Origin of the sequence: Brevundimonas aurifodinae (assembly GCF_040195595.1) — a bacterium.
Classification (GTDB): Bacteria; Pseudomonadota; Alphaproteobacteria; order Caulobacterales; family Caulobacteraceae; genus Brevundimonas; species Brevundimonas aurifodinae.
In genome coordinates, this window is record NZ_JBEGDD010000002.1 from 153,887 (window position 1) to 170,490 (window position 16,604).

A 16,604-nucleotide genomic window follows, 5' to 3' on the forward strand; every position below is an offset into this window, starting at 1 on the left:
AGACGCAAGCCCTCGAGCCGATCTTACAGCGCCTCGGTTCCCAGCGACCGGATGACCGCTTCGAACGGCGCCGCGGGCGTAAGACTGGCCGGATCGCGGCGTCTGTTGGGCGAAGCTCTTCAAGCGTGCTCGTGTAGGGCGTCGGCGTCTGCCGGCGCTGGAAGGATGGGCGTGCGGGTGCGCGAAGGGCGAGCGGACCGATTGTAAGGGCGGCCAGGCCGGTGCGTCGGAGTTGGTGTCCCTTCCAGATTTGCGCCGCAAGGGGGCAGGCTTTCCGGCAGCTGCGTTAGGCAATGGTCGGCATTCCTCCTTCCAGGAGTTCACATGCGATTGATCCTGCCCCTTCCCGGAAATGAAGCGTTCGCCGCGCAACTCGCCAAGTCAGGCGGGTTTGAGCTGGGGAAGCTCGAAACCCGCCACTTTCCGGACGGTGAGAGCTATGTCCGGCTACTATCTGACGTGGCCGGTCGCTCTGTCGATCTGGTATGTAGTCTGGCCCGTCCGGATCCGGGCTTCTTGAGATTGATCTTTGCGGCCGACGCAGCCCGCGACCTTGGCGCAACGGAAGTGACCCTGGTCGCGCCCTACCTCGCCTACATGCGCCAGGACCGGCGCTTCGCGCCCGGTGAGGCCGTAACCTCGCGACCGTTCGCCCGGCTCATCTCAAGCAGCTTTGACCGCCTCGTCACGGTCGATCCGCATCTGCACCGCTATCCATCTCTGGCAGAGCTGTACGCCATTCCTGCCCGCACGCTACACGCGGCGCCCCTGCTGGCCGAGTGGATCGCCGCCGAAATCCCCCACCCGCTGATCGTCGGGCCCGATGAGGAAAGCGGTCAGTGGGTCGAGGCGGTCGCCGCAAGAGTGGGCGCGCCCTCCGTTCTGCTCAGAAAAATCCGGCGCGGTGATCGCAAGGTCGAAATCGAGGTGCCGGACCTCGCGAAGTGGCGAGACCGCCGCCCGGTCCTGATCGACGACATTGCATCCTCGGGACGGACGCTGATCGAGGCCGCTCGGCAACTGAGACACCAAGGTTTGCCGCGGCCCGTCTGCGTCGTCGTGCACGGTCTCTTTGCGGGAGACGCCTTTGCAGACCTTACCCAGATCTCTGAGCGGATAGTGTCAACCGATAGCGTCCTTCATACCAGCAACGCGATCAAACTCGCCCCGATTTTAGCAACGGCGTTACAGGCTTTCCAAGCTGGAAGGCCCGGTTCGTCGCCGGCCGCAGGTGACCGATCTGGCGAACCAGGGCAGGGCAATTGACGACCGACAGAAGCGGCGATGACGCGGATCGTAGGCGGCCCGTGCGAAATGCACTCGCGGCTGGCCATTGAAATGCGGAACGGTTTCACCCGGCACGCGGGTGACCTGAACAGGACTACGAGATTGTCTCGCCAGCCGCCGGGGCTAAGGGACGGTCGATTGACTCCGAGACGCCACCAAAGGCTCCCAGACCACTCCCATCGACATTGCCGCCCGACCGGTTATGGCGCGGACGTGCGGGCAAGGTTGAACTCCAAGGGCGGGGACTTTTTCACCCTGAGCGCCGCGCGGAATACCGCCGCCCAGCCGCCTGCGATGAACGCCACGGTGACGCCGACCAGGAGAACGTCAGGTGACGGAGGTGCGAACCGAAAGATCGCGGCTAGACCCGGAATATACAGCGCGGCACTCAGCACCGCGGATGCGGTGAGGCCGATAAGCCAGAAGACCCTGCGATGCGGATCGAACAACGAGACGCCTGCAGACGCCGAGTTCGTCAGGGCAAGGATCATGTTGGCGAGAGCCAGCGCCACAAAAGCCGCTGCTCTTGCCTCCGTGTCTGACGCTCGCTCGAGCGCCCAGAGATAAAAGCCGAGATCTCCCCCAAGAATGACGAAGCCTTGGAGGACGCCGAACGCAATCTGGCTCCGCCCGAATAGCGCAGCTCCCGTTGGTCTGGGAGGCTTCTTCATCGCGTCTGTCTCACTGGGCTCCGCCTCGAACACGAGTGAACAAACCGGATCAATGACGAGCTCGATGAACACGACGTGAATGGGAAACAGGAGCGGCGGCGCGCCGATCAGGATTGGCAACAACGCCATTCCGGCGAGCGGCACATGGACCGCCACGACGAAGGTGAGGGCTTTGCGCAGGTTGGAAAAGATCCGTCGCCCGAGTCGGATCCCGCCTACGATGGAGCCAAAGCTGTCGTCGAGCAGGACGATGTCGGCCGCCTCACGCGCGACATCGGTTCCGCGATCGCCCATGGCGATCCCAATGTGGGCAGCCTCCAGAGCAGGCGCGTCGTTTACGCCGTCCCCCGTCATGGCCACGATCTCTCCGTTGGCTTTTAACGCTTCGACCAAGGCAAGCTTTTGTTCGGGGCGCACACGTGCGAACACCCGAATACGCGAGACCCGATCCCGAAGAGCCATCTGATCAAGCCTGGCCATCTCTTCGCCTGTCAGGACTCCGGCCTCGACATCAATCCCGGCCTGTCGCGCGATTTCGAGCGCGGTGGCCGGGTAGTCGCCCGTGATCATCGCCACAGCGATGCCGGCGCGCCGGGCTTCCTGAAGGGCCTCGGGCACTTCAGCGCGAACCGGATCGAGGAAGCCTATCAACCCGCTGAACTCGAACGTCGCTTCCTTTGGTTCAGCAAACCCGGCTTTGGCGCCGCGTACCGACGCGACGGCTAGGACACGCAAGCCTTCGGCAGCCATCAACTCGAGACTGTGGCGAACCATCTCAATGTCCGACCGTGTCATGGCGCACAGGTCGAAAACGGCTTCCGGCGCTCCTTTGGCCGCCGCGAAGCGTGCGCCATCGGTCATCGTCCACTGCTGGACCACCGCCATGCGGCCGGCCTCCAGAGGCCAGGTGCGGAACAGTACGGGCAGGGCGTCGGCCCGGGGCTGGGTCGACAGGCGTCGGATGGCCCGATCCATCGGGTCGGTCGGATGCACGGCGCTTGCCAGGGCCGCGTTGTCCAGCAAGAGGGTGGCCGATGTCGCCAAGTCCGCAACTCGCGGATTGTAGGCTTTGCCACCAGTCCAGAGACTTGCGACCGTCATGAGATTTTCGGTGAGCGTACCCGTCTTGTCGACGCATAGGATGGTCGCTCCACCCAATGTCTCGATCACCGCGCCCCGCCGAACGAGGACCTTGTGCTGCGCCAACCGCCAAGCCCCAAGCGCCATGAAGACGGAGAGAACTACAGGGAATTCTTCGGGGATCAGTGAGATGGCGACGGTGATTCCTGCCAGTGCCGCCTCGACCCAATCGCCGCGCAGAAGCCCGTAGGCGAGGACCACGGCGACGCAGATGAGTATAGCGATACTCCCAAACCAGCCCACAAGACGCCCGGCCGATTTCTGCAAGGGCGTTGGACCCGACTGGATGCCCACCAGCGAAGCGCCGATCTTGCCCAAGTCGGTCCTCGCGCCGGTTTTGGAAATCTGGACGACGCCTTGTCCGGCCACCACAAGAGTTCCTGCGAACAGGCGCGCGTCGTCGGCGGCGTCGGCCGCGGTTACTGACGGCCACGCCTTCGACAGCGTCTTGCTGACCGGAGCCGATTCCCCAGTGAGGGCAGATTCATCGACTCGCAACACCTCGCCATCGACCAGAACCCCATCCGCCGGGAGGCGCTGCCCCTCACCGACCAGAATAATGTCCCCCGGCACCAGTTCGGTGATCGAGACGACGCGTTCCGTGCCGCCGCGCACGACCCGCGCCGTGGGTTGGGAAAGGTCCCGCAAGGCCTGCAGTGCCCGCTCGCTACGGGCCTCCTGAACCAACACCAAGCCCACCGTTGCGAATGCAGCGACGGATAGGAAAAGGCCTTCCGTGAGATCTCCGATAACAAGATAGAGCGCGGACGCCGCGACGAGCAGCAGGAACATCGGCTCCCGCAGGGTGCCGGTGACCAGAAGCCACAGGCTTCGGCGGCGGACGGGGGCGAGGGCGTTCGGACCGAACTCGTCCAGGCGGTCCCGCGCTTGCGCCTCATCCAGACCGGGCCAGGGAGCTGCCAAGGTTGCAATCCTTTCATGCCGCCAGGCATTTTCCGCACTCTGACTCTGAGGCTCTGGAGGTTGGCAGGCCTTGATCCAGGTCAACCAGGAGCTTGTCTTTCTCGGACCGGGCGCCGCCGGTTTGGGAAGTCAGTGCCGAGAAACCGCATCGCCACCGTGGTTCCACATGGACAGGATCATGGGTCGCGGGCTGTGGATGATCGACGCTCGGGCCCAAGCTCCGCATCTGTGATTTGACGACGGCGCGAGTTGACCTGCCAAGGCCCGGCTGATGCTGGCAAACCCAACAGCGGGTGTGGCTAAACCGGATGCAGGCGCGAACCGTCCTGTCGGGAAAGTCGGTGTCGTAACCCGGCATCTCGACGATCGGGCACCGCCTTTGAAAGGCATATCGCCGCCTCCACCAACTGGGCGGCATCAAGGTTGTAGGCCGCCGCTTCGAAGGCGAAGGCTCACCTAACGTCGTCCCGTCCCACAATCATTTCTTGCTCTGACCGGCAATGGTTTCGATCAAGCCGCGCCCCGCCTAGTTGCCCTTGCGGATTCTGGCTCATCCCTTCGAGGTCCATTGGGCTCAGGATCAACCCAAAAGAAAATCCTCTGCGCGATCACAATGGGTCAGGCTTGATTGTCGAGTGTTGGCCAATAGTCGCAGCGACCCGAATGAAACAGCGGTCAGTGCGCTGCCGCTGAACTGGGTGGGCTGGTCGTGCCGCTCAGCCTTTTCAATCTTGAATTGGATCGAGCCTTGTAAGGACCGTGGGGCGCTCACGTCATAGAATTACTCGGCGTGCTCCTGACCGGCCACGGCTGACGTAGTTGCGCCCACCCAGGTACATAATAGGAGAGACCCATGAGTTGGCTGGCGGAGAATTGGCCTTGGATACTGTTCGGGGTGGCATTTGTGGGTCTGCATCTCGTTGGCCACGGGGGCCACGGGGGCCATGGAGGCCGCGGTGACCGTGGGCCAGTTCAATCCAAGGACAAGGCCGATGGCGCTGATCCACGGGATGACGGCTCAAAACCACCTCATGGTCACTGAGCTTCAAAGATCGATTTCAGCCCGATGAGTTTGCAGAGATGCCAGGATCCCCCATGGTAAACACAAAAATTGTCAGCTGGACCCTCGGAATATGGGCGTCCGTAACATTCATTCTTTGCGTGATTTATGGATTGATCGCGCCCGAAAATTTACACGCGCGGGCCCTCTTGGAACAGATTCTGCCCGCCTTCAAATGGTTGACTTGGCCGGGATTCCTGTTGGGGTTGGCGGAAAGCTTTCTTTACGGCGCCTACGCTGGGTTGGTTTTCTGCCCCGTCTACAACGCGCTGGATCGGCGCTGGGGTCACAGCCAGAGCCAAGAGGCTATTCGGTAAGCACGGCCGTTGAGGCGACCACCGTTTTGGCGGAGTTACGCACCCCGCCCGTTAGAAGACGTTCTCGGTCGTCTCAAGCGCTCACTTCCCTGGAGCATCCAAGGTCACGTCGGCAGGCAGGGCGCGACGGGTCGCTGATGGACGGCGTTGCAGGCCGCTGCTGAATTTCCTGGAAGGCACACGCAAACGCGTTGCCGAAGCCGTCGAATTCAAGCGGGGAGTCGAGCTCTTGTACAGGATGCTCGACGTCTCGGCCGTTCCGGTAGTGATCGACTCCGGGCTGTACTGAGCACGGACCAAGCCGGCAAGCTTCCGGGCGCCATTGTCGTGTCGTTCCTTCCGCCAATCTTGCCTGGACTTCATTCTGCCGAGTTTTTCCGGATAGGCCAGGCCTTGATGGAGAATGAAAGGCTCGCACTGGTGCGAGAGCATGTCACATCGTCGGGCACGGCGGGTCGGACCGTTGGAGACCAATCGCATGGCGGGAGATCGGCGCGCCGCCGCGCTGTTGACGGACCTGGCTGATGGTCCTTGGTCGCGCGTGATGGTGAGGGTCCCTCGGATCTGGGGCCGTCGCTGGCAAGGCTCATGCGCCACCTCGACGGATACAGGACTTCGCTTCGGCGAGTGAATCACGTCGGCTTGGCGGTTGTCGGCCGCGGGCGAGGACGACCCTGGAAGGAGCCAATGACCCGATCCGTCAGTGGGGAGCCCCGCACTGGATGGGATGTGCGACCCCGTTAACGATGCGATAGGTCCGTGGAGCTCGCCTCGGTCAGTGAGTGTCCTCGCTGCCGTGTAAGCTTCTTTAGGCCGCGCGTCATTTTGAAGTCTACCAACGCCTGTCGCCAATCTGCGCAGCTGCGCCCAACAAGGAAGACAGAATGACCGAGCCCCACCCGGCCACCCCCGTGACCCGACTTCGCGCCCTTCGGGTCGCCAGCGCCGGCGCATTCGGTACCCTCTGGCTGTTCGTGTTGGGCTGGATCTGGGCCGCGTTCAGCTTGCCGGGCGCCGAAGCCTTCCTTGGCTTGTTCACCACCGAGCCAGCCAGCTCGGCAAGAGCTTTACTGTACGGCGGCCTGTGCGCTTTCGTGGTCGGAGGTCTGTTCGGCGCGATCATAGCGCACTGCTACAATCTGGCAGGCCGGTTCATTCGCGATTGAGCAAACGAGAGTGCGAACCCGGCCACCGCAAGCGACTTGCTCCACCCTTTCGCGTCGGCGGGGTCGTCAGGAAAGGACACGCGTTGACGATTCGAGCTCAGAAACCTCCCGCAGAGGTTGCGGTGTAATGGCGACATTGCGCAGGTCGTCGGAGGTTCGCCCTGAGCCGGAGAGCCTTCTGACCGGTATGAGTGCGGTCAGAAGGCTCTCGGCCGGTTATTCAGCTGCTTCGACGTGGTCGGCCTCACGGTGATGGGCGGCACGGCCGGCTTGGTCCGCACAGGTGTGTTCGTGGATGTTCAGTTCGCTCGGCGAGGCCGCTTGCAGCACAGCTTTCGCCTCGTCGATCTGGGCCGGTGAGCCGTGCGCCATAACAATAAATTTGTCAGCCCTCACGGCTTCCTCGTAACGCACGACGGAGTCCTTTGGAATCCCGATACTGACCAAGGCGCCGGTCAAGGCGCTGACGCCACCCACCAGCAAGGCGCCCTCGATCGCCCCGACGACCATGGCTGCGAGGTGTCCGAGAACGACAACCGGCCCGATCAGGGGAAGCGTCATGAAGAGGCCAGCCGCAAACATGCCCCAGAGGCCGCCCCAAAGAGCGCCGCTCTTGCCCCAAAGCTTCATCCGGTCGCCGATATTGTAGAATCCGAGCACCCTCTCGTCGGTATGATACCCCTTACCGACGATGGTGAGTTGTGTCAGCGGGAAGGCCGTTTGACCCAGTGTTCTGACTGCGTTTTCAGCCTGGGCGTGACTGCTGAATACAGCGACAGCGACATTCTCTTCAGTCATATGTTTAGTCCTCTTGGAAAGTGCCCGCGGGCGGAGCTCGCGTCAGCGAGGAAGGTGACGCTCATACGGCGCGGCGATTACATGACCAGGGGCTTGTCCCGGTTTGGGCTGGGCGGGGACGGGTGATCTGGGGTCCGTCTGACAGACGCCGACTGGAAAGTAGATGGCCGCGCGCTTTCAAGCGCATATCGATGAAGAGATTAATCAGCCGCGGGACCCGACCATATGTGTTTTTCAGCGACAGCCAGTTTTACTGCCGGGGCGGGGTTGCTCATCATCGGAGCCGTGACAGCCCGGCGCGCTCGACGGCGTGCTGAGCTTCCGTTCGCGCTGATCCCGGCGCTGTTCGGCCTTCAACAACTGATCGAGGGCGTCATCTGGCTGACCCTTCTTGACAAGGCTCCTCTGATCAATGCCGGGCTGACATTCGCCTATTCCCTGTTTTCGCACGTGCTGTGGCCGGTCTATGTTCCGCTGGCGATTTTGCTGCTTGAGCCGACAGGGTGGCGCCGCAGGGTCCTGATCGCCATCGCGCTGGCCGGCGCTGCGGTGGGCCTATACCTGTTGTATTTTCTCGTCCGGCTGCCGATCGTATCCGAGATTCAGGGTCGCCACCTCGCCTATCTGTCCCCGCATTTCTACCAGGTCGTGGTGATGCTGCTCTATGTCATGAGTACGTGCGTCAGCATGCTTTTTTCAAGCCACATCACAGTCAGACAGTTTGGAGCAGCTGCTTTCCTCGCCTTCATTGTAACCTACAGTTTGTACACTAGCTGGTTGATATCTGTATGGTGCTTCTTCGCGGCGGCGCTCAGCGTGGTCGTTTTGCTCCACTTCCGGTCGACAGGGCGAAGCTCGTCTGATCTGTCGCGGATTCCTCCGTCGGGCTGATGTTCGCCTGAGCTCCCTTAATGGCGCTGCCGGGACGATTTCACCGTTGCGCGTCCAGAGACAGGTCCGGGCGCGCGAGCCTGTTCGCGGGCTGGGCGAGAGACGAACGTCCTCGACATTGCCCTTCGTGAGTATGGGGCGCCTCGTGGAGCCGGCTTGCGCGTCCATGAACCCTCGGAGGACGGCTTGGCCTCTGTAATGTCTGCCCGGACGGCGCGTCCTGAAACAGGTCTTTGGGCCGAATGCGACCTACGGGGTGGATGTAATGCTTTTCCCGAAAACTTCGATGCGTGTCGCGGTCTTCGACGTGACCGTTGCAGGCGGTGGTGGCGTGGACGGGAGTTCGCACTCGCCCGAGAGCGAGAGATCAGCGCGGATTGAGGTGGAGACCCAAGCTCGGCGCCGCACCGGCCTCATCGCCGCCCGACAGACCAACGTCAAACGTTCTGCGACCCGCGGGAGCGACAGGTTGATCGGTGTCAAAGGCCCTTGCGCCCGCGCGCACCTGTCAAATCCGACGCCTCAAACATCACCGACCCACCCCAGCCTAGAGAGCCGCCCGTGACAGAGTCCATCAGCAACACGCCACGCTCCAGGCCCAGGGCTTATCTCGTCGGGGGAGGAATAGCGGCTTTGGCGAGCGCGGCCTACCTGATCCGGGACGGCGGCTTTGCCGGTCAGGACATACAGATTCTCGAGGAAACGACTCGACCCGGCGGGAGCCTCGACGGCACCGGCGACGGAGACGAGGGCTATGTCATCCGTGGTGGCCGGATGTTCACCTACGAGGCCTATACGTGCACCTTCGACCTCTTGTCCTTCATCCCCTCGCTCGGCAACCCCGGCAACAGTGTGAAGGATGAGATCATTCGGTTTAACAACGAGCACGTCTCTCACTCTCGGGCCCGCCTGGTCGCTCAAGGACAGAGGCTCGACGCGTCGGATCTGAAGCTCAGCAATCGCGATCGACTGGATTTGATCGAAATCATGACCCGCACGGAGTCTTCCCTCGGGATCCAGCGCATTGAGGAGGTGTTTGAGCCCACGTTTTTCACCAGCAATTTTTGGTTCATGTGGTCCACCACCTTTGCCTTTCAGCCTTGGCATAGCGCTGTTGAAATGAAGCGTTACCTGCAACGCTTCATCCAGGAATTGCCACGGATCCACACCTTGGCCGGTGTGCGGCGCACGCCGTTCAATCAATACGACTCGATCGTGCGGCCGTTGGTCCAATGGCTTGAAGCGCAGGGCGTTCAAATGGTCACGGGCGCCCGCGTGGTCGACCTGGACTTCCGCTATGGACCACGCGGAAAGGCCGCCGAGACCATTCACTATGTCGAGGAAGGCGCGCGCCGCCAGCTACCCATTCGCGACGAAGACTTGGTCTTCATCACCAACGGGTCGATGACGGCCGCGTCGAGTTTCGGATCGATGACGTCGCCGGCCCGCCTCGAAGGGGTCGACCGCGGCCCGTCATGGACACTCTGGGAGACTTTGGCCGCGAAGAATGCTGATTTCGGTCACCCCGAGGTGTTCACCCGCAACATCGATGAGTCAAAATGGCTTTCGTTCACGGTGACCCTTGATAACCCGGTCTTCTTCGATTTGATGGAAGCCTTCACCGGCAACACGGCCGGCACCGGGGGCCTTGTGACACTTGTCGACTCGAGTTGGCTGATGTCCATTGTCTTGGCTCACCAGCCTCACTTCCTCGACCAACCAGAGGGTATCCAGGTCTTCTGGGGTTACGGCCTGTTCGTCGATCAAGAGGGTGATTTCGTAAAAAAGAAGATGTCCGACTGCACGGGCGAGGAATTGCTGATCGAACTGCTGGGTCATCTGGGATTCATGGCACAGAAGACTGAAGTGCTCGCCGCCGCGAACTGCATCCCCTGCATGATGCCATACATCACCAGTCAATTTATGCCGAGAGCGAAGGGCGACAGACCCGAGATCCGCCCCGTCGGCACGGTCAACCTAGCCTTCATCGGTCAGTATTGCGAGATGCCGGACGATGTCGTCTTCACCGTCGAATATTCTGTCCGGTCGGCGCAGATCTCTGTCTATTCGCTGCTTGGGCTCGAGAAAGCGGTTTCGCCCCTCTACAAGGGCCAGACCGATCCGCTTGTAGTGTTTGCCGCGGCCAAAGCGCTGGTCCGTTGAATGACTGGCCTAGCATGGCGGCGCACGGCACTGATCCCTGAGCTCCTTGTCTGCAAGCGCTTTCTAAACGGCCCACCTCTCGAAAGCGGAACGGCCTGGATTGACGTCGGCGAAGGCTTCTTGTGTCGTGATGGGCTCCCCCATTTCGCTTGGATCCCTTGATCAGACGCGGGCAGGGGATCGATCCTTGCAGGGTGACCCGAACCTCAGGACGGCGGTGCGCATCGCTCCGCGGGGAGCGATGCGGGTCCTACGGACTCGCATGCGGCTGCCGAAGTCTCGGACACCCGATTGCCTGGGTGCCGGCAAAGCTGAACCACCAGTTCAGCGACCTATAAGCCCCGAGCTTGTTCCTGATGGATCAACACAGGCGAGCCCAATCTCGCAGAAAACGATCGTAACAAGCCTCCCGCCCGGCGGGCCTCTCCGGCATCATTGCGTTCCATCGGTATGTTGGGCTTGCAGCGCGCGAATGCGGGCAACCGCGCCCAAGCCTCGGAAGCGTCATTTTTGATCTGGCGCAATGTCGTGCGGAGCCTGTGCGCCTATCCGGGTTGTAACCGAAACGAGAGAACCGGTGGATGACCCTGCCGCGCTACCGTGAGCCCAACGTGTCGACTTCGGCGACTCCGCGGATCAAGCTCGTCCCGCCATTGACCCGGCCGGCGGAAGTCCTGCGCCTTGTAAATCTTCGGCTTCGAGATGGCCGAGCCGGGCATCTGCGTTTCCTGAGGCAGCGACTCAGGTCGAAGGAGGACGCCGAAGACGTTCTGCAGGAGTTCGCGTTAAAGGCCACTCAGGGTGCGCGATATCTGGCCAACCCCGGGAAGATTGACGCATGGCTCGGCGTCGCGTTGCGCAATGCTCTGTTCGACCGGTACCGCCGCAATGCGAGCCGCGCGCGTTTGAATGAGTCTATTCGCTCGCAGCGTCCATTTTCGGCCGACAATAACGCAGGGGATGGGCTGGATCCGGCGTTGAGTTGTCTTTTCAGAGCCCTCGGCGACCTCAAGCCTGAGGCTGCTTTACTCCTGCGGCGCGCTGAACTGCAGGACACACCGTTGAAGGTGATTGGTGAGGAGATGCATTTGACCGCCAACAACGTCGGCGTTCGGGTTCACCGCGCCCGTGCGGCCCTGCGTCATCAGATGCAGGCACAATGCACCGTCTGCCCCAATCCGTGCGCCCTTGGGGGACGGCTGCAATTGGCTGACGATATAACTTGATTTCGCAAGCGGCCTTCCTCTGGCGAAACTGCGCGTGCACCGCGACAGCCGACCGCCGATGCAGCCGTCGGTCTGTACATTGTGCGCAAACTGCTGTCAGAGGGGTTTGCTGGCCAGGCCTCATCGTGTCACGGTCCGCCTTCTGTCTTTGAGCGACATCCAGAAACTGGTCGGCGGCACCAGCGTCCCTTTCCGCGAGGGCCGCGTCGACGCTCCCCTGTACGCCATGACCAAGCAAAGATCTGGCTACATAAGACAAGCAACCTGATTGGCGGGATCAACGGCTAGCGCCGGTCGTGTGTTCGGCGATGGCCGACCTTTGATGCTGACCGGCATGCGTTTGATGGACATACCGGACGTCTCGCGTAGTCCGCCTCGGTGGGCTTGTTACGCCGCCGAGCTGAAGACGTCTGCTGCTCGGGATATTTGACTAGCCCGAGCCAGGCGCCCCACACCAGCTTTCCCCTTAGCATTGCCCTCGGTGTCTATCGACCCGGTGGGATCTGCAAGCCCGGAGCGGACGTTGATCCAGCCCGGAGTTCACTTACGGATTTGCGCGGTGCTCTCTTGCTGGGCTTCGGTAGACAACCGATGCGCCGACTCAGAAAGCGTGTGCGCTTGGTTCGAGTGCTGGTGACACGCTGCATGCTCGCCACTTTTGTAGCTCTCGGAAGCGGACCGGTGACACTTCGCTGTTGCCTCGTGGCTTTCGGCCGCTTTCATGTGACTGTCTGTCGGCATTGATCTTGTCCTCTGGGCTTAATGCCCGGATATCAAGACGCCATCCCCATTGGACATTACAGTCCCAGCACATCACCAGATCGAACACCGTACAGCCCGATTCACCGCTGCCACCTCGTCGGAGGAGGGCCTGGGTCCGCGTTCCTGAGTCCCGGAGTGTGGCCCCGGCCGTGGCTCCGCTGTTATTGGATTGGAGAAGATGGATCGGCGGGGGTGCCTGCTGTCCAGACCAGTCCTTCGAGAAGCTGTTGAATGCCGAAAGTAGGGCAAGGCAAAAAGGGCCGCATACCGCCTGGTTGACCGGCAATCCGCGCGTCAGGGTGACCGCTCCGACAGGGAAGCACGGCGGCGGCCGTGTAGCCGACCGCGGCTGAAAGGCAGATGGCTCGGATCCTTTCGCCGGTCGGTCCGGCGCGAGTGACTGCGGCTCGTTGACCGGGAAAAGCAACCCTCGATGGCCGGGTCAGGATTTGATCCCGATCAATGCGCCGCCCGCGTCGGAGCCTCACGCTGGCCTCCTTCATTGCTTGACGGAGAGACCTGAATGAACCGCCGCCGCCTCCTGGAAGGTACGCTGCTGGGCGCTTCCGCGCTCGTCTTGGCCACGCCCCGACCCCTATGGGCCAAGGGCCTGACGGCGCGTTCGGCGGCGGCTCCCACCCGCCTTCAAATCTCGCGCCGGACGCTTGATATCAACGGTCGGGCTGCCACTGTCTTCGGACTGCAGCAGCCGGACGGAAAGCGGGGTCTGACGCTGCGGGAAGGGGAGGCATTCAATGTGGTCCTGGGCAATGACACGGATGAATCGACAATCGTTCACTGGCACGGACTGACGCCGCCCTTCGCGAGCGACGGCGTCGCGGACGCATCCCTTCCGCTCATGGCCCCCCGGTCCGAACGCAGTTTCGACTTTCCGGTTGGCGCGGCGGGGACCCACTGGATGCACGCGCACACGCTGCAGGAGCAATCCCTTCTGGCCGCGCCGCTGATCGTTCGAAGTCTTGCGGACGAGCGGCGGGACGAACAGGAGGTCGTCATTCTCCTGCACGATTTCTCCTTTTCCTCGCCCGAAGAAATTTTGGAGCGTCTGAAGTCGCGCGGCACACCGCACGCCATGGTCGCCGAAGCAACGGCTGACAGACGGTCTTCCCCACCGATCAACCAACCCGGGGTGGCGCCGATGGTCGCCGCGCCAACGAGCCAGGGGATGGCGATCGATATCAATGACATAGAGTACGACGCCTATCTCGCCAACGATCGGACTCTCGGCGATCCTGAAATCATAGCCGTGGAGCGGGGCGGCCGGGTGCGGCTCCGGATCATCAACGGGGCGACGGCGACCGCCTTCACCGTGGATCTTGGCGAGATCGACGGCGAATTGATCGCAGTCGATGGACATCAAGTTCAGCCGATCGCTGGCCGACGTTTCCCGGTCGCCATGGGGCAAAGAATCGACGTTCGGCTTGACCTTCCGCGCGATGCACGTCCGTTTCCGATCATGGCGCTCCGTGAGGGGGCCAGACAGAGGACCGGTGTGATTCTCCAGCCTCCGGGTGCGACCGTTGCCAGATTGCCCGAACTGTCTGTCCACAACGCTCCGGTACTGGACCTCGCGCTCGAGGGCCGTCTCTCGGCGCTCGTGCCGTTGAGAACCCATCCAGCCCACAAGACCTTCGATATGGATCTAACCGGGTCTATGGGGGGCTATCGCTGGGATCTGGAGACCGCGACGCCGATCAGCGTTCGCAGGGGCGAACGGATCGAGATCACCATGCTCAACACGACCATGATGGCTCATCCGATGCACCTTCACGGTCATCATTTCCAGGTGGTGGCGATCGACAGTCAACGGTTCTCCGGTGCCATGCGGGATACGGTCAACATTCCACCGCAGCGCTCGGTGACCATTTCGTTCGATACCACGAACGCCGGGGAATGGGCCTTCCATTGCCATCATCTGTATCACATGGCGGCGGGAATGATGACGCAGTTGTCCTATGAGACATAGCGTGGGTTGACCGGAGACCGATCGTCAATCGTCGGCTCTCCCAGCTTGCGATCCGCTTTGGTGGAAAGATGAGAGGTCAAACGCAGACGGCAAAGCTGCCGACGAACTGATCCGATTGTCGGGAACCCTATCGAGGCGATACCCGAGGCGACAAGGTGGATTGGCATGATGTCAGCGAGGTCGCCGCGAGCTCGCAAAGCTCAGGGAGGCCATCGCGTGGACAACGCGTTCCCACTAGGGGCAGGCCGCCCACGGCGTCATCGTCGCGCCGGGCCTCGGGGGGGCGGGCTTTTCGCGGGATAGGGCAGTCAGTGTCTCTAATTCAACCGGCATCCCGTGCGACAGCGGAAAGCACGGCTCGATCCGGCACACTGACTTGTCTGCCAACCGAACGAGGTCCCTCATGGCAAGATCCCCCTGCGATGAATGAATCAGATCGACGTTTCGCTGTCGATCCTGCCAATGGGTTCGGAGTCTAGGTTGTCGCATAGTCCGCGAGGGTCGCGGCGATAGCCGCTTTCAGGGTCGCGCCCGAGGCCGCGAGCGCGGCGGCCTCCTCCGGCTCGAGCTTGGGCGTGAGGATCCGCTCCACCCCGCCGCCGCCCAGGACGCAGGGCAGGCTCAGACAGACGTCGGTGATGTCATACTGGCCGGTGAGCAGGGTCGAGACCGGAAGGACGGTGCGTTCGTCTCGCAGGATCGACTCGCAGATCCGGACGATGGCCGTGGCCACCCCGAACGAGGTGTAGCCCTTGCCCATGACGATCTCATATCCGGCCTCGCGGACGTCGCGTTCGACATCGATGCGGTCGATCTCCGGGCCGCCCTTGCAGAACTGCTCGAGCGTGAGGCCGCCGATCCGGACCGTGGAAAAGGCCGCGACCTCGCTGTCGCCGTGCTCGCCAAGCACCAGGCCCTCGATCGCACCCGGTGCGATCTTGAAGTACTCAGCAAGCGTCTGTTTCAGGCGGCTCGTGTCCAGCAGCGTCCCGGTGCCGATGACCCGCGCCGCAGAGAAACCCGAACGACGCAGCGCGACCAGGGTCATCAGATCCACCGGGTTGGCGGCGACCAGCAGGATCCCGGCGAACCCGGCCTCGACCAGTCGGGCGACGCACGTCGAGACGATATCCGCGCTGCGGCCCGCGAGGGTGAGGCGGCTCTCGGCGCCGTGGCTCGCCGCGCCGGCGGTGAGGACGGCGATCCTGGCGGATGCGGCGTCGGCGTAGGTTCCGGCCCAGATCTTGCCCGGACGGGCGAGGGCGTTGGCGTCCGACAGGTCGGCCGCCTCGGCTTCTGCTACAGCGGGATCGCTGTCGATCAGCACGATCTCGCGGACGAGCGCCCGCAGCATCAGCGCATAGGCCGCCGTGGCCCCGACGTGCCCCGCCCCGATGATCGCGACGCGGTCGCGGTCGGTCGTCGGCGCGTCTTTTCGATCGTGCCTCGTCTCCGCCTGGCCAGAGTGGGTCATGAGACTTCTCAGGCCCCCATACGGATTTCAGCGGCGTGGGGCGGGTAGGGCGAGGCGGCGGACCGCTCGACCGGCGTCCCGCCGAGGCTGCTGGCGAAGCCGTGGTTGACGTCGCGGTGGTGGGCCTCGTCGGCCCGCACCACCAGCACCACGTCACGCAGCGTCGCGTCCGCGGGCAGCTTCCAGTAGTGGATGGCGATCGCCGGCGCGGGGACGTTCGGCGATCGGCCCTCGTCGATCTCCTTCAGATACAGGGTGTAGCTGATGACGGCCTCCTCCTCGAAATAGCCCACGAGCCGGTGCGCGGTGCGCGACGACACGAGGTAGAGCAGAAAGAAGATGATGTAGAATATGCCCTGGGCCAGCTGGATCACCAACCGCTCGAAATAGGTCGGCTTGGCCACCTCGATGAAGGTCATCAGGTGCATCCGTTCGTTCTCGGCCTCCTCCATCAGGGTGCGGATCCAGCCGTCGTCGTCTTTCATTCTGCGCAGGCAGGTCAGGTGCTGGATGGTCGCGCCGACCATCCCGGGCACGGCGGCGACTGTCTCCAGTACGATGGCGCGGTGGCCGTAGCGCTTGGCGAAGAAGGTGTCGGCCGAGAAGCGCAGAAGCTTGGTGAATCCCAGGGCGAACCTGTCCGAGAACCCATGTGGCGCGTGATGGATCGCGGGTTCAGCCTTCCGCTCTTCTTCGAGGGCCTGGGAATCGGGGGCGAGGATGGAGTTGACCATGGAG

The 16,604-nt window shown here is 62.6% G+C and carries 12 protein-coding genes; 8 read left to right on the forward strand and 4 right to left on the reverse strand.

From position 1 onward, the window contains the following. Window positions 1-324 precede the first annotated feature (324 nt). Window positions 325-1,266, forward strand: coding sequence for a ribose-phosphate pyrophosphokinase (locus ABN401_RS03215; RefSeq protein ID WP_349683394.1), 942 nt, complete (start codon window positions 325-327; stop codon window positions 1,264-1,266). A gap of 221 nt (window positions 1,267-1,487) precedes the next feature. Here ABN401_RS03215 and ABN401_RS03220 read toward each other — a convergent pair whose 3' ends face one another. Then, window positions 1,488-4,022 carry a cation-translocating P-type ATPase gene (locus ABN401_RS03220; RefSeq protein WP_349683395.1) on the reverse strand — a complete coding sequence of 845 codons (2,535 nt, stop codon included), beginning with the start codon at window positions 4,020-4,022 and terminating at the stop codon, window positions 1,488-1,490. Window positions 4,023-4,875: 853 nt separating this feature from the next. Between ABN401_RS03220 and ABN401_RS16300 the strand changes: the two genes are divergently transcribed. From ABN401_RS16300 to ABN401_RS03225, 3 genes are all read left to right on the forward strand, one after another. After that, window positions 4,876-5,064 (forward strand): DUF2933 domain-containing protein, encoded by a 189-nt coding sequence (locus ABN401_RS16300; RefSeq protein ID WP_432763513.1) that lies wholly within the window; start codon window positions 4,876-4,878, stop codon window positions 5,062-5,064. Between the two features lie 53 nt (window positions 5,065-5,117). Next, window positions 5,118-5,399, forward strand: a complete 282-nt coding sequence (locus ABN401_RS16305) for a DUF5676 family membrane protein (protein ID WP_432763514.1) — start codon at window positions 5,118-5,120, stop codon at window positions 5,397-5,399. 884 nt (window positions 5,400-6,283) lie between these two features. After that, window positions 6,284-6,565 carry a hypothetical protein gene (locus tag ABN401_RS03225; protein ID WP_349683396.1) on the forward strand — a complete coding sequence of 94 codons (282 nt, stop codon included), beginning with the start codon at window positions 6,284-6,286 and terminating at the stop codon, window positions 6,563-6,565. A 216-nt stretch (window positions 6,566-6,781) separates the two neighbouring features. Here ABN401_RS03225 and ABN401_RS03230 read toward each other — a convergent pair whose 3' ends face one another. Further along, on the reverse strand, window positions 6,782-7,363 hold the full coding sequence (locus tag ABN401_RS03230) for a general stress protein (RefSeq protein ID WP_349683397.1): 582 nt from the start codon (window positions 7,361-7,363) through the stop codon (window positions 6,782-6,784). A 225-nt stretch (window positions 7,364-7,588) separates the two neighbouring features. On the opposite strand from ABN401_RS03230, the gene ABN401_RS03235 reads away from it, so the two are divergent. From ABN401_RS03235 to ABN401_RS03250, 4 genes are all read left to right on the forward strand, one after another. After that, window positions 7,589-8,254, forward strand: coding sequence for a DUF6629 family protein (locus ABN401_RS03235; RefSeq protein WP_349683398.1), 666 nt, complete (start codon window positions 7,589-7,591; stop codon window positions 8,252-8,254). Between the two features lie 561 nt (window positions 8,255-8,815). After that, window positions 8,816-10,417 (forward strand): oleate hydratase, encoded by a 1,602-nt coding sequence (locus ABN401_RS03240; protein WP_349683399.1) that lies wholly within the window; start codon window positions 8,816-8,818, stop codon window positions 10,415-10,417. A 581-nt stretch (window positions 10,418-10,998) separates the two neighbouring features. After that, on the forward strand, window positions 10,999-11,643 hold the full coding sequence (locus ABN401_RS03245; RefSeq protein ID WP_349683400.1) for an RNA polymerase sigma factor: 645 nt from the start codon (window positions 10,999-11,001) through the stop codon (window positions 11,641-11,643). 1,285 nt (window positions 11,644-12,928) lie between these two features. Beyond that, complete coding sequence (locus ABN401_RS03250; protein ID WP_349683401.1) at window positions 12,929-14,392, forward strand: multicopper oxidase family protein; 1,464 nt, start codon at window positions 12,929-12,931, stop codon at window positions 14,390-14,392. Window positions 14,393-14,867: 475 nt separating this feature from the next. Here ABN401_RS03250 and ABN401_RS03255 read toward each other — a convergent pair whose 3' ends face one another. After that, window positions 14,868-15,866, reverse strand: coding sequence for an L-lactate dehydrogenase (locus tag ABN401_RS03255; RefSeq protein ID WP_349683402.1), 999 nt, complete (start codon window positions 15,864-15,866; stop codon window positions 14,868-14,870). A gap of 8 nt (window positions 15,867-15,874) precedes the next feature. Beyond that, on the reverse strand, window positions 15,875-16,600 hold the full coding sequence (locus ABN401_RS03260; RefSeq protein WP_349683403.1) for an alternative oxidase: 726 nt from the start codon (window positions 16,598-16,600) through the stop codon (window positions 15,875-15,877). Window positions 16,601-16,604: the final 4 nt, after the last annotated feature.

Bases quoted from the DNA above. Each gene is read 5' to 3' on its own strand.
- ABN401_RS03215 (WP_349683394.1), top strand. From the start codon at position 325: ATGCGATTGATCCTGCCCCTTCCCGGAAATGAAGCGTTCGCCGCGCAA.
- ABN401_RS03230 (WP_349683397.1), bottom strand. From the start codon at position 7,363: ATGACTGAAGAGAATGTCGCTGTCGCTGTATTCAGCAGTCACGCCCAG.
- ABN401_RS03245 (WP_349683400.1), top strand. From the start codon at position 10,999: ATGACCCTGCCGCGCTACCGTGAGCCCAACGTGTCGACTTCGGCGACT.
- ABN401_RS16300 (WP_432763513.1), top strand. From the start codon at position 4,876: ATGAGTTGGCTGGCGGAGAATTGGCCTTGGATACTGTTCGGGGTGGCA.
- ABN401_RS16305 (WP_432763514.1), top strand. From the start codon at position 5,118: ATGGTAAACACAAAAATTGTCAGCTGGACCCTCGGAATATGGGCGTCC.
- ABN401_RS03250 (WP_349683401.1), top strand. From the start codon at position 12,929: ATGAACCGCCGCCGCCTCCTGGAAGGTACGCTGCTGGGCGCTTCCGCG.
- ABN401_RS03235 (WP_349683398.1), top strand. From the start codon at position 7,589: ATGTGTTTTTCAGCGACAGCCAGTTTTACTGCCGGGGCGGGGTTGCTC.
- ABN401_RS03225 (WP_349683396.1), top strand. From the start codon at position 6,284: ATGACCGAGCCCCACCCGGCCACCCCCGTGACCCGACTTCGCGCCCTT.
- ABN401_RS03255 (WP_349683402.1), bottom strand. From the start codon at position 15,866: ATGACCCACTCTGGCCAGGCGGAGACGAGGCACGATCGAAAAGACGCG.
- ABN401_RS03260 (WP_349683403.1), bottom strand. From the start codon at position 16,600: ATGGTCAACTCCATCCTCGCCCCCGATTCCCAGGCCCTCGAAGAAGAG.